The sequence below is a fragment of the Streptomyces sp. WAC04114 genome (assembly GCF_019733245.1).
In the GTDB taxonomy this organism is placed as follows: domain Bacteria; phylum Actinomycetota; class Actinomycetes; order Streptomycetales; family Streptomycetaceae; genus Streptomyces; species Streptomyces massasporeus_A.
In genome coordinates this window covers 1-12,243 of record NZ_JAIGQA010000222.1, presented here as the reverse complement: position 1 = coordinate 12,243, position 12,243 = coordinate 1, and the positions used below count along the sequence as shown (strand labels likewise).

Annotated in this window: 11 protein-coding genes; 4 read left to right on the top strand and 7 right to left on the bottom strand. The window is 72.2% G+C overall.

Annotation, left to right across the window (positions count from 1 at the left end; translation table 11 throughout):
- Positions 1-164 precede the first annotated feature (164 nt).
- A complete protein-coding gene (locus K4G64_RS35110; RefSeq protein WP_221759946.1) occupies positions 165-1,298 on the bottom strand; it encodes an acyl-CoA dehydrogenase family protein in 1,134 nt (377 codons plus the stop codon).
- Between the two features lie 9 nt (positions 1,299-1,307).
- Complete coding sequence (locus K4G64_RS35105) at positions 1,308-2,510, bottom strand: amidohydrolase family protein (RefSeq protein WP_221759945.1); 1,203 nt, start codon at positions 2,508-2,510, stop codon at positions 1,308-1,310.
- A gap of 101 nt (positions 2,511-2,611) precedes the next feature.
- On the opposite strand from K4G64_RS35105, the gene K4G64_RS35100 reads away from it, so the two are divergent.
- On the top strand, positions 2,612-4,114 hold the full coding sequence (locus K4G64_RS35100) for a class I adenylate-forming enzyme family protein (protein ID WP_221759944.1): 1,503 nt from the start codon (positions 2,612-2,614) through the stop codon (positions 4,112-4,114).
- 129 nt (positions 4,115-4,243) lie between these two features.
- Here K4G64_RS35100 and K4G64_RS35095 read toward each other — a convergent pair whose 3' ends face one another.
- Together K4G64_RS35095 and K4G64_RS35090 are read right to left on the bottom strand one after the other, a co-directional pair.
- Positions 4,244-4,756: an EF-hand domain-containing protein gene (locus K4G64_RS35095; RefSeq protein WP_221759943.1), complete on the bottom strand. Its 513-nt coding sequence runs from the start codon at positions 4,754-4,756 to the stop codon at positions 4,244-4,246.
- Between the two features lie 168 nt (positions 4,757-4,924).
- Complete coding sequence (locus K4G64_RS35090; RefSeq protein WP_030849533.1) at positions 4,925-5,305, bottom strand: STAS domain-containing protein; 381 nt, start codon at positions 5,303-5,305, stop codon at positions 4,925-4,927.
- A gap of 362 nt (positions 5,306-5,667) precedes the next feature.
- Between K4G64_RS35090 and K4G64_RS35085 the strand changes: the two genes are divergently transcribed.
- Together K4G64_RS35085 and K4G64_RS35080 are read left to right on the top strand one after the other, a co-directional pair.
- Complete coding sequence (locus tag K4G64_RS35085; protein WP_221759942.1) at positions 5,668-6,249, top strand: sigma-70 family RNA polymerase sigma factor; 582 nt, start codon at positions 5,668-5,670, stop codon at positions 6,247-6,249.
- Positions 6,246-7,616 (top strand): zf-HC2 domain-containing protein, encoded by a 1,371-nt coding sequence (locus K4G64_RS35080; RefSeq protein ID WP_221759941.1) that lies wholly within the window; start codon positions 6,246-6,248, stop codon positions 7,614-7,616. Before K4G64_RS35085 ends, K4G64_RS35080 begins: the two co-directional genes overlap by 4 nt.
- A 104-nt stretch (positions 7,617-7,720) precedes the next feature.
- Here the strand turns inward: K4G64_RS35080 and purU are convergent, their stop codons facing one another.
- Together purU and K4G64_RS35070 are read right to left on the bottom strand one after the other, a co-directional pair.
- Positions 7,721-8,602 (bottom strand): formyltetrahydrofolate deformylase, encoded by an 882-nt coding sequence (purU, locus tag K4G64_RS35075; RefSeq protein ID WP_221759940.1) that lies wholly within the window; start codon positions 8,600-8,602, stop codon positions 7,721-7,723.
- A 71-nt stretch (positions 8,603-8,673) separates the two neighbouring features.
- On the bottom strand, positions 8,674-9,174 hold the full coding sequence (locus K4G64_RS35070) for a hypothetical protein (protein WP_221759939.1): 501 nt from the start codon (positions 9,172-9,174) through the stop codon (positions 8,674-8,676).
- A gap of 117 nt (positions 9,175-9,291) precedes the next feature.
- Here K4G64_RS35070 and K4G64_RS35065 point away from each other — a divergent pair, with 117 nt between their 5' ends.
- Entirely contained in the window at positions 9,292-10,602 is a 1,311-nt protein-coding gene (locus K4G64_RS35065; protein ID WP_221759938.1) for an ABC transporter substrate-binding protein, read from the top strand.
- A gap of 45 nt (positions 10,603-10,647) precedes the next feature.
- Here K4G64_RS35065 and K4G64_RS35060 read toward each other — a convergent pair whose 3' ends face one another.
- The gene (locus tag K4G64_RS35060; protein WP_260461410.1) at positions 10,648-12,162 is read right to left on the bottom strand and encodes a hypothetical protein; all 1,515 of its coding nucleotides are present in this window, start codon (positions 12,160-12,162) and stop codon (positions 10,648-10,650) included.
- Between the last annotated feature and the right edge of the window lie 81 nt (positions 12,163-12,243).

Genomic DNA, 12,243 nt, shown 5'->3' with positions numbered 1-12,243 from the left:
CCCTCGTCGGGCCCCGCCCTCTCGCCCTCCGTGCTGCCCTTCGCCCCGGCAGCACCCTCCACGGCCGCCCGCAGTGCGTCCGCGTCGAAGCGCCGGGCCAGGGCCTCGCGCAACCCGTCCCGCAGTGCCCGCTGGTCGTCCGTCAGGCGGAACCGCACGGCGTCTCACCGTCCCTTCGGCAGGCCGAGGATGCGCTCGGCGATGATGCTGTGCTGCACCTGCGAGGTGCCGGCCGCGATGGTGTACGACAGGGAGTTCAGTCGTTCGAGCGCCCAGGGCCGGTCCAGGTCGAGGCAGTCGGGGCCCAGCACCTGCGCGGCGGCGTCGTAGAGCTCCTGACGGGCGTGCGAGTAGCGGAGCTTGAAGACCGAACCGCCTGCGCCCGGTACCCCGCCCGATGCCTCCGCCGCGCTCACGTTCCACTGGGTGAGCCGCCACAGCGCCCGGAACTCGGCGTTGAGCCTGCCCAGCCGGCGTCTGAGGGCCGGGTCGTCCCAGCGGCCGTTCTTCCGGGCCTCGACGGCCAGTTCGCCCAGCACGCGCCGGCAGGCGACGACCTCGCCGGCGAAGGCCGTGCCCCGCTCGAAGGACAGCGTCACCATGGTGACGCGCCAGCCGTCGTTCTCGTCCCCGACCCGGTTCGCCACCGGCACCCGCACCTCGTCGAGGAACACCTCGGCGAACTCGGCCGACCCGGCGAGCGTGCGCAGCGGCCGTACGGTGACGCCGGGCGCGTCCATGGGCAGGGCGAGCCAGGTGATGCCCCGGTGCTTGGGCGCGCCGGGGTCGGTGCGGACCAACAGCTCGCACCAGTCGGCGACTTCCGCGTGCGAGGTCCAGATCTTGGAGCCGGTCACCACGTAGGCGTCGCCGTCGCGCCGCGCGCGCGTGCGCAGGGCCGCGAGGTCGGATCCGGCGTCGGGTTCGCTGAAGCCCTGGCACCAGACCTCCTCGCCGCGCAGGATCGGCGGCAGCCAGCGCGCCCGCTGCTCCGTCGTGCCCTCGGCGGCGATGGTGGGACCGGCGTGCAGCAGGCCCACGAAGTTGGCGCCCACGTAGGGCGCGCCCGCCCGCTCGGTCTCCTCCAGGAAGATCAGCCGCAGGGTCGGGGAGGCGTCCCAGTGGACGTCGGCGTATCCGGCGTCGTGGAGCCGGCGCTGCCAGCCGAGGTCGTAGGCGCGTCGCCCCGGCCAGTCGTCGGGGGACGGCTTGGGCGGGAGGCCGGGGAGCACGGCCGCGAGCCACTCCCGCAGCCGGGCCCGGAAGGCGGCCTCCTCGGGCGTGTCCGACAGGTCCATCGGCGGGCCTCAGCGGTCCCGGTCCAGGTCGAGGTCGAGCATCCGGATGGCGTTGCCCCGCATCAGCTTGTACACCGTCTCGTCGTCGAGTCCCTTGACGTGGTCGAGGGCGACCTCCTTGGTGTGCGGGAAGGTCGAGTCGACGTGCGGGTAGTCGGTCTCGAAGGTGGCGTTGTCCCGGCCGACCACGTCCAGCGACGCCACGCCGTGCTTGTCGCGGAAGAAGCAGCAGTACATCTGCCGGTAGTAGTACGTGGACGGCGGCTCGGGGATCGTCTCGCGCACCCCGCCCCAGGCGCGGTGCTCCTCCCACACGTCGTCGGCGCGCTCCAGGGCGTACGGGACCCAGCCCATCTGCCCTTCGGAGTAGGCGAGTTTGAGGCCCGGGAAACGCACCAGGACCCCGCTGAAGAGGAAGTCCATCATCGAGGCCATGGCGTTGTTGAAGCTGAGGGAGGCCTGGACGGCGGGCGGGGCGTCCGGTGAGGCGGCGGGCATCTGGGAGCTGCTGCCGATGTGCATGTTGACGACCGTCCCGGTCTCCTGGCAGACCGCGAAGAACGGGTCCCAGTAGCCGGAGTGGATGGACGGCAGCCCGAGGTGGGTGGGGATCTCGGAGAAGGTCACGGCCTTCACCCCGCGCGCTGCGTTGCGGCGGATCTCCTCGACGGCCAGGCCGACGTCCCACAGCGGGATCAGGCACAGCGGGATGAGCCGCCCGCCGCTGTCGCCGCACCACTCCTCGACCATCCAGTCGTTGTAGGCGCGTACGCAGGCGAGGGCGACCTCCTTGTCGTGCGCCTCGGCGAAGGTCTGCCCGCAGAAGCGGGGGAAGGACGGGAAGCAGAGGGACGCCTCGACATGGTTGAGGTCCATGTCCTCCAGGCGGGCCTTCGGGTCCCAGCAGCCGCGTCGCATCTCCTCGCGGGTGATGCCCTCCAGGGTCATCTGGTCGCGGTCGAAGCCGACGGCGGCGATGTTGCGCTTGTACGGGAACTTCAGGTCCTCGTAGATCCACCAGTCGGTGGGCTGGCCGTCCGGGTCCATGGTGATGCGGTACTTGCCGCCGATGTAGGCGAGTTCACCGATCCCCGCGGTCAGCGCCCTGGGGCCGCGCTCGCGGTACTTGGCCGGCAGCCAGGTGTCGAAGAGGTGGGCGGGCTCGATCACGTGGTCGTCGACGCTGATGATGCGGGGCAGTTCGGTCGCCATGGGTCCCCTCCGCCGGACGGTACTTATCTGATGCAGCGTCAGATAGCATCCCACCTGACGGTCCGTCAGCCAAGGAGCACGCCGAGGAGCAGGGGGCAGCCGTGAACGACACCCCGCACGCCCTGAGTTCGTCCCGGACCCTGTGGGAGCTGGTCACCCGCCGGGCCGCCCTCACGCCCGACCGCCCGCTCTTCCTCCAGGACGACCGGACGCTGACCTTCGGGGCTCTCCACGCCCGTGCCGAGCGGGTCGCGGCCGGCCTGTACGGCATGGGCGTACGCCCCGGCACGGTGGTCGCCTGGCAGTTGCCCACCCGCATCGAGACGGCCGTGCTGTCCTTCGCCCTGGCCCGGCTCGGCGCCGCGCAGACCCCGGTGATCCCCTTCTACCGGGACCGCGAGGTCGGCTTCGCGCTGCGCGAGTCGAGGGCCGAGTTCTTCGCGGTGCCGGGCACCTGGCGCGGCTTCGACCACACGGAGATGGCCCGGCGCCTCGGCGCGAAGGGCGTCTTCCAGGCCTACGACGACCTGCCCGAGGGCGATCCGTCCGTGCTGCCGCCCCCGCCCTCCGACGGCACCGCCGTCCGCTGGATCTACTGGACGTCCGGCACGACCTCCGACCCCAAGGGCGTGCTGCACACGGACCGTTCGCTGCTCGCGGGTGGTTCCTGCCTGGCGCACGCGCTGCGCCCCTCGGCGCGGGACGTGGGCTCGATCGCCTTCCCCTACGCCCACATCGGCGGGCCCGACTACACGGTGATGCTGCTGCTGTACGGCTTCCCGGCGGTGCTGTTCGAGCAGTTCGCGCTGCCGGAGGCGCTGGCGGCGTACCGCGCGCACGGGGTGACCATGGCGGGCGGGTCGACGGCGTTCTACTCGATGTTCCTCGCGGAGCAGCGCAAGCGGCCAGGAGAGCCCGTGGTGCCGACCTTGCGGCTGCTGGCCGGCGGCGGGGCGCCCAAGCCGCCGGAGCTGTACCACGCCGTCGTACGCGAGATGGGGGTGCAACTCACCCACGGGTACGGCATGACGGAGGTGCCGATGATCACCATGGGGGCGCCGGACGACACCCCCGAGCTGCTGGCGACGACGGAGGGGCGTGCGCCGCGGGGCATGGAGATCCGGATCGTGGACGGGGAGGTGCGGCTGCGCGGGGAGGCCGTGTGCCGCGGGTACCTGGATCCCGAGCAGACGGCGGAGGCCTTCGACGAGGACGGGTTCCTGCGCACCGGTGACCTCGGGCGGCTCACGGACACCGGGCACCTGGTCCTCACCGGCCGGCTGAAGGACGTGATCATCCGCAAGGGCGAGAACATCTCGGCCCAGGAGATCGAGGACCTGCTGCACCGGCATCCGGCGGTCGGGGACGTGGCGGTGATCGGCCTGCCGGACGCGGCGCGCGGCGAGTTGGTGTGCGCGGTGGTGGAACAGCCCCCGGGGGCCGAGGCCTTGACGCTCGCGGACGTCACCGCCTTCCTGCGCACCGAGGGACTGTCGGTGCACAAGCTGCCGGAGCGCCTGGAGGTGGTGGACGCCCTTCCGCGGGGCGAGACCCTGCGGAAGGTACTGAAGTACAAGCTCCGCGAGCACTACTCACACACGTGACCCGCAGCGGGCACCCCCCTGGGGGGCACAGTGCCCCCCAGGGGCGCGGGGAACTGCGCGAACAACCACCGACAGCCCGCAGCCGCTGTCCCCGAACAACCCCCACGGCGAAGGGGCGGACGCGTGGCCCTACTCGGGCACGGTGAAGTAGCGGGCGAAGGCGGGTACGACCTCGGCCTCGCCGACCTTGCCGTCGCCGTCCTCGTCGAGCGCGGCGGCGGCCGGGCCCGCGAGCTCCTCGGGGACGCCGAGGCACTTCAGGACGCGGCCGGCCTCCTCGGTCGTCGCGGCGCCGTCACCGTCGGTGTCGGCGACGTCCAGGGCCGCGTGCAGGAAGGGCCGGGCGATCTCGGCGAACCGGTCGGGGTTGTCGCGCAGCCGCTTGACCGCGCCGTTGACGAACTCCTCGCGCGTGATGCGCTGGTCGCCGTCGCGGTCCGCTATCCCGGCCATGCCCTGCCAGAAGGCCTCGGCACCGCCGTACAGGGCCTGTCCCTTGTCGGAGCGGGCCGCCACCGCGAACTCCGTGAGCAGCGCCTTGACAGCGCCGTAGAAGTCCTCGCGGTCGATGTAGCCGTTGCCGTCCTGGTCGAAGGTGGCGAACCGGGCGGCGATCCTGCGCTCGTACTCGCTGCTGACCATGTCTTTTTCGGGCCGCCTTACGTCAGGTGGGGTACGTCTCGGTCGGAGCGTACGACGGAGGGCGCCGTTCGGGCGCGGGAAAACGTCACTTGTGCCAAGACCGGGGGAATTCCCGGACAACGGCGTGCCGGAACGGCAACACCCGGTCTACCGTGCGTCATCGGGCGGTCACGCGGACAGGGGTTCGCCCTCGTCGCCGAGGGCCGCGTCCACGTCGCCGTACACGTCGAACAGCCTGCGCACACCGAGCGCGCCCAGGACCCGGTTGACATGGGAGCCGTCCGCCGCGCCGCGGGCGGGCAGCACGAGGCGCAGCCGGCCCTGGCAGGAGCGGATCAGCCGACGGGCCGCGATGAGCACGCCGACGCCGCTGGAGTCGCAGAAGAACACCTCGGACAGATCCAGGACGAGGCAGTGGTGCCCTTCGGCAACCACATCGTGCACGCGCTGACGCAGCACCGGCGACGTCACCAGATCCAGCTCGCCCGACACCTGGAGCACGGCCCACTCGCCCTGCTCGCCGCCGGTCACTTTGAAGGTCACCACCACGCCCCTCGCTCGCCAAACCGGAAGCAGACCCTACGCTTCCTTGCAGCGCGGCTGCCCAGCGGCCGTTCCCTGAAACACAACCAGAAAAACGGATCCCCCGCGGAAGAGGCTTGTTTTAGTCGACTTCGATCCTGTTCGATCCTCTTCAGTCAGGTCTGATCCTAGTGCGATGGGGTAGGCGCGAGCCCAAAGGCGACCGGTGCGAGCACCCGCGGCCCCCTACCACCTGCGGCCGGTCAGGGGGCGCACATTGCCACAAAGGGGCGTGCGCTACCGGACGTGCCGACTACATTCGAGGAGACGTCGGGCACAGGCTGGACAGAGCACGGGCGCGGGACACGAGCAGGGGGTGAGGGGGCCGCATGGCGAAAAAGGACGTACCGCCTCGCTGGGACCGCAAGATGCAGCAGCGGCTCGCCCGCGGGGAGGCCGCCGCCCTCGGTGAGCTCTACGACCGGTTCGCCTCCCTCGTGCACGGCCTCGCCCACCGCGTCCTCGGCGACGATCGCGCCGCCGACGGCATCACCCGCGAGGTCTTCATCCACGTCTGGGAGCACCCCGACTCCTACGACCCCAGGCAGGGCCCGCTGCGCACCTGGGTCGCCACGCTGACGCACCGGCTCGCGGTGCAGCGGCTGCGCGCCACCGAGACCGCCGCCCTCACGCGCGAAGGCTCCGGCACCACCGAGGAACTGGAGCACAGGGTGCGCCGCGCCTCGGTCGCCGCCCGCGCCGACTACATCGTGCAGTCCATGCCCGTCCCGCTGCGCTCGGCCCTGGAGCGGGCCTACTTCCAGCGCCGTGACTACCGCCAGACCGCCGCCGACCTCGGCATCACCGAGGACGAGGCCCGCCGCCGCCTGCGCCTTGGCCTGCAACTGCTCTCCACCGCCCACGACACCGAGGCACCGGGCGCCCCGCCCGGGTACGGGGGTGCGGTGTGAACGGGCCGGACCGGTTCGAGGCGTACGACGGCGACGAAGGGGAGAACGACCACGAGGGAAAGGGCAACACCGCGGACGAAAGCGGCACTCGGGATGAAGGCGGTGAAGGTGGGCGCGATGCCGGCCCGCCCGGTGACGCCCCGGGGCGCGGGCACCCGCCGCGGATACCGACGCCCCGGGCCTCCGTCGAGGACAGCGGACTGCCGCTGCCCGCGCCGGCGCACCCCGGCGACACGCCACCGCCGCCCGCCCCGCCCGTTTTCGAGCACCCCGTGCTGAAGGCCCTGCTCGGCGCCTGGGCACTGGCCGCGTGCTCGGCCGAGGAGGCCACGGCCGTCGAGGAGCACCTCGGCGCGTGCGGCCCCTGCGCCGACGAGGCCCGGCGGCTGCGCGAGGCGGTCGGACTGCTGCAACGCCCCGAGAGCCTTGACCTGGACCCGGGGCTGCGCACCCGCGTCCTGGACACCTGCCTGGAGCGGCGCCCGCCACGGATCCCGGTGCCGGACTGGGCCGCCGCCTACGACGCCGAGACCGCGCGCCTGGACGCCCTGCTGCAGGATTTCGGCGACGCCGAGTGGCACGCGCCGGTACGGCTGCGCTGGTTCCGGGCCGACGAGTCGACGAGCCGCCGCACCACCGTCGCCGGGGTCATCGCGCATCTGCTCAGCGTCGACGGCCTGGTGTCGGTCGCGCTCGGCCTGGACGACCCGCTGGGCGAGGTCCCGTCCCGGCAGCCGACGCCGGCGGCCCGCACCGAGGCCCTCTGGCGCGCCTCCCACTTCCCGCCGACCCGGTTCGTCCGCGCGCCCTGGCGCGAGCAGAGCCACAGCCTCGTGCGCACGGTGTCGTTCACGGGTGGCGGCGCCGGGAAGATGCCGGTGTCGTACGGCGACTTCGAGCTGCCCCTGCACGACGCGATGCTCGACCGGGCCTTCGAGTGCTGGGTGCACGCGGAGGACATCGCCGAGGCGGTCGACTACCCCTACGACCCGCCCTCACCGCGCCATCTGCACCGCATGATCGACCTCGCGGCCCGGATGCTGCCGACGGCCCTGGCCCACCGCCGCCGGGCCGGCCTCGCCTCCCCCGCCCACCACCGGCATCTGGTCGCGGCGGGCGAACCGGGCCGCAGCCTCCGGCTGGAGATCGAGGGCTCGGGCGGCGGCGAGTGGCTGATCCCGCTGGACTCCCCCGCGGCGAAGGGCTCCGCCGAGCACGAGGTGGCCCACGTGGCGTTGGACGGCGTCGAGTTCTGCCGCCTCGCCGCCGGCCACGTCCCGCCACAGGAGGCGGCGGCAGGCCAGGTGGGAGACAGGGAGGCGATCAGGGACGTCCTGTTCGCGGCGGCTTCACTGAGCAGGATGTGAGGTTTTGGGGGCGCGGGGCTCTGCCTGATATGCGGCTTCGCCGCGTGGGCGCGAACAGCCACAGAAAACCCGCACCCGCCGCGAAAACGGGATAACCCGAGCTCCTAGGCGAAAATCACCGTCCGCCGCCCATTGAGCAGAATCCTCCGCTCGGCATGCCACTTCACACCCCGAGCCAACGCCTGACACTCCACATCACGCCCGATCGCGACAAGCCCCTCGGGCGTCACGTCGTGCCCGACCCGCTCGACCTCCTGCTCGATGATCGGTCCCTCGTCAAGATCAGCCGTCACGTAATGAGCGGTCGCACCGATCAGCTTCACCCCCCGCGCATGAGCCTGGTGGTATGGCTTCGCACCCTTGAAGCTCGGCAGGAACGAGTGGTGGATGTTGATGATCCGCCCGGACAGCGCCTTGCAGAGGTCGTCCGACAGCACCTGCATGTACCGCGCGAGCACGACCAGTTCGACACCCTCCTCGCGCACGATGTCGAGCAGCCGCCCCTCCGCCTCGGCCTTCGTGTCCTTCGTCACCGGAATGTGGTGGAACGGGATGTTGTACGACTTCACCAGCTCGGCGAAGTCCGTGTGGTTCGACACCACTCCGGCGATCTCCACCGGCAGCGCCCCGGTCCGCGCCCGGAACAGCAGGTCGTTCAGGCAGTGCCCGAACTTGCTGACCATGAGCAGGATGCGCATCTTCTGGTCGGCGCGGTTGATCTGCCAGTCCATCTGGAACGAGTCACCGATCGCCGCGAAGCTGGCCCGCAGCTTCTCCACGGTCACCGGGGCGTCCGCGGAGAAGTGGACCCGCATGAAGAACAGGCCCGTGTCGTGGTCGCCGAACTGCTGGCTGTCCTCGATGTTGCAACCGGTCATGAACAGATAGCTCGACACGGCGTGCACGATGCCCTTCCGGTCAGGGCAGGAAAGGGTGAGGACGTACTGGTCGGCCGGGACCGCGGCGCTGGAGGACTGCTCGTTCATGCAGGACAGGTTCCCACAAGGAACGACACCCCCGGCAATCGTCCCGCAGGGCGGACCGCCCCGCGAAACCGCTAGGCGGACCGCGTCATGATCCGCAGCACTTCCAGACTGCGCGGCGCCGCGTCCGGGTCCTCGCCGTCACTCGTCGCGAGCTGCACGTGCGCGTCCCGGGCCGCCTGGACCGCCTCCGGCCAGGCCTCGTGCTCGAGGTAGGCGGCGACCGGCGCGTCCGGTCCGACCTGGTGCATGATCCGCAGCACCCGCAGCACCGCGCTGTCGACCAGGGCGGCCTCCTGCGCGTCGCGGAAGATCGTGCCGACGTACTTCTCGGCGGACCAGTGGTCCAGCCAGGTGTCCTCGACCAGCCGGTACACCGCGTCGGTCACGTCGCCGAAGCCGTCCACACCGGCCAGCCAGACGTCCCGCTGGAACCCGGGATCGGAGAGCATGTGCAGCGCCGAGCGCACGTTGCTGCGCCAGCGCCACCACGGCATGTCGTTGACAGGCATGCCGCCCATGGTGGATGAGCGACGGCCACGACGGGAAGAGTTCTCCGAAGCTTGCACGGTCATCGATCGTACGTTCCCCTCCACATCGGTTACATCAGCCCCCGTAATTCACCTGTGCGTCACCAAGTGTTGACCCGAGATCACTCACGGGTTAGCCCTGTGGCGGAATCGTGCAGACCCATGACCGGCAGGCGACGCACCCGCAGCACATTCCTCCCCGGCCTCCTCACCCGTCACGCCAGAAACGGCGTCCTCTCCGCGGGCGCGGCGGTCGCGTGCGCGTCCCTCCTGGCAGGTTGCGGTGTCGTCCCCGGCACCACGGGGGATGTCGGGGACGACACCATCACCGTCATGACCTGGGCCCCGCAGGACACCAAGGCCACCAACAAGCCCGGCATGCCCGCCTTCGCCCAGGCCTACGCCCGCTGGATCAACGCCGCGGGCGGGATCAACGGCCGCAAGCTCAACGTGCTGACCTGCAACGACCACAACGACAGCGTGGACGCCGCGAAGTGCGCCCGGCGGGCCGCCAAGGAGAACGCGGTCGCGGTCGTCGGATCCTACAGCCAGTACGCGGACTCCTTCTTCCCGTCGCTGGAGGGGGCCGGGATCCCCTACATAGGCGGCTACGGCATCACCAACGCCGAGGTCACCAGCCCCCTGTCCTACCCCGTCAACGGCGGCCAGCCCGCGCTGCTCGCCGGTCTCGGCAGCGCCCTCGCCGACTGCGGGCCCGTCGCGCTGATCCGGCCCGACACCATCGCGGGCGACCAGCTGCCCCCGCTGCTCGACTCCGGTCTGAAGGCCGGCGGCCACCGCGCCTCGACCGACCAGCGGGCGGCGGAGGACGCCACCGAGTACGACGGCCAGGCCGAGCGGGCGCTGCGCACGACGACCCGCGGCGCGACGGACGACGGCTGCGTGGTGCCCGCGCTGGGGGACCGCAACGGCACCTTCATGGACTCCTTCCGGCGCGCTCGCGAGGACTACCCCGAGGTGCGGACGGCCACCGTGCTGGGCAGCGTCGACCAGACGGTGATCGACGCGACCGGCGGCGCGTCCGGGCCCTACGAGGGTTCGTACATCACCGGCTGGTACCCGGTGGCGAGCGATCCGCGCTGGGACGGCATGAAGCGGGTGATCCGGGAGCAGGCCTTCGGCGACAACCGCATCGACCCCGCGGACGCCGGAGTGCAGACCACGTGGATCGCCTACACGGTGTTCCGGCAGGTCGTCGAGTCGCTCGGGGACGGTGAGGTGAGCGCCGACACGGTGGCGGAGGCCCTGGACGACGGCCTGAAGGTCAGCACGGGCGGGCTCACACCGACGCTGCGCTGGCAGTTCCAGGACAAGCTCGCCTCGGTGGGCTTCCCGCGCCTGGTCAACGCGAACGTGACCCTTCAGGTGGTGCGGGACGGGCGGCTGGTGTCGGCGCGCAAGGGCTTCGTCGACACGACGAGGACGCTGCAGAACGCCGACATCAACTACTGAGCGTCGCCGCCGGTCACCAGTCGTCCCGCCCGCCGTCCCCCGTCGTCACAGCTGGGTCGGCTGGCGCTCGGTCAGGCCGTACTTCTTCGCGATCCCGTTCCACAGCCCGGCCGCCTTGGCCTTCTCGGTGCTGGCGACGCCGCTGGCCCGGTTGCCGGCCTGGGTCTGATTGGTGGCGCGGGCCTGGCCCTTCTTGCAGCCCTTCTTGCCGGCGGTCTGGTCCGCCCAGGCCGCGTAGTGGTTGTCGGCCGAGGCCGAGGCCTGCCAGGCCTTGGTGAGGGCGGTGGTCAGTGCGGCATGGTCGGGCAGCTGGTCGACCTCGATGCCGGAGAGCCGGGTGACCAGCTGGTTGCGCTGCTTGGCCGCGTCACGCAGGTTCTTGGCGGCGTTCGGGAGGTTGTCGCAGCGCTTGACGTCGGCGACCGCGTTGATCACCGTGCTGCGGCTGTCGCCGCTGTCGGCGAGCAGCTTGTCCAGCTCGACCGCCTGGGCCCGGGCCGGGTCGGTGGAGGGGGAGGCGGAGCCGTCCGTCGCGGGTGCGGAGGCGGCCACGGTCTTCTTGTCGCCGCTGTCGTCGTCACCGCCGCCTCCGCCACCGGCGAGCAGCGCGCCCGCGCCGACCCCGAGGACGGCGATCCCGATGCCGACGGCGGCGATGACGGGCACGCGCGAGCCGGTGCGGCCGCCGCGCCCCCGGCCGCCGGAGGGCGGGGCGTGGGAGGGCTGGGAAGCGCCGTACGAGGCCTGGGGCTGCGGCTGCTCGATGCGGGGCATCTGCTGGGTGGCCCCGGCCGGGCTCTCGGCGCCCTGGTCGCTGCGGAAGAGGTTGTCGAACTCGGAGGGCGGCTGTTTGCCCCCGCCGGGCACCGGCGGTATGTACTGCGTCGCCTCGGCGTCCGGGTGCCCCGCGGGCGGCAGCGGTCCGGCTCCCGCCCCGGTGCGGGGCCCGGTCCCGAGGAACCGCGTCGCCTCGGGGTCCTCGCCCGCGGACATCTCGGGCGGCAGGGCTCCCGGGGTCACCGGGGGTATGTACTGGGTCGCGCCCTCGTCGGCGGTCGGCGCGACGGGCGGCAGATACTGCGTGGCCGCGACGGCCGTGTCGCCCGTGACGGGCGGTATGTACTGGGTCGCGCCCTCGTCGGCGGCCGGGGGCAGGGGGGCGCCTCCGGCGGGCCCGTAGGCACCCGAGGCCGGCGGCAGTCCACCGCTGTACGCATCGGAAGCCGACGGCAGGCCGCCCCCGTACGCATCGGCACCCGGCTGCGGCTGGGCGCTCCCGGCTGAGACGCCGTAGCCACCGGCAGTCGGCCCCTGCGGATACCCGTACCCGGAGCCACCCCGCGACGGCTGCCCGCCGGCGTCACCGGCCCCGGGCGCGCCGGACCCCGGCTGCGGCTGGGCGCTCCCGGCTGCGACGCCGTAGCCACCGGCAGTCGGCCCCTGCGGATACCCGTAGTCGGGGCCTCCCTGCGCCTGGCCGCCCGTGGCAGCGGATCCGTAGCCGGCGGCGGAGTGCGGTGGCTGCCCGGCCGCGGGGGTGCCGGAACCCTCCGGAGGCAGCGGCGCCGCGCCGGGGGTGCCGTAGGGGTCGTACCCCGCGGCAGCCGGCCGGCCCGAGCCGTACGGGTCGGGGTTCGCGGG

Excerpts from the sequence above, each read along its gene's own strand:
- K4G64_RS35110 (WP_221759946.1), bottom strand. The coding sequence starts at position 1,298 with ATGGACCTGTCGGACACGCCCGAGGAGGCCGCCTTCCGGGCCCGGCTG.
- K4G64_RS35105 (WP_221759945.1), bottom strand. The coding sequence starts at position 2,510 with ATGGCGACCGAACTGCCCCGCATCATCAGCGTCGACGACCACGTGATC.
- K4G64_RS35095 (WP_221759943.1), bottom strand. The coding sequence starts at position 4,756 with ATGGTCAGCAGCGAGTACGAGCGCAGGATCGCCGCCCGGTTCGCCACC.
- K4G64_RS35085 (WP_221759942.1), top strand. The coding sequence starts at position 5,668 with ATGGCGAAAAAGGACGTACCGCCTCGCTGGGACCGCAAGATGCAGCAG.
- purU (WP_221759940.1), bottom strand. The coding sequence starts at position 8,602 with ATGAACGAGCAGTCCTCCAGCGCCGCGGTCCCGGCCGACCAGTACGTC.
- K4G64_RS35070 (WP_221759939.1), bottom strand. The coding sequence starts at position 9,174 with ATGACCGTGCAAGCTTCGGAGAACTCTTCCCGTCGTGGCCGTCGCTCA.
- K4G64_RS35065 (WP_221759938.1), top strand. The coding sequence starts at position 9,292 with ATGACCGGCAGGCGACGCACCCGCAGCACATTCCTCCCCGGCCTCCTC.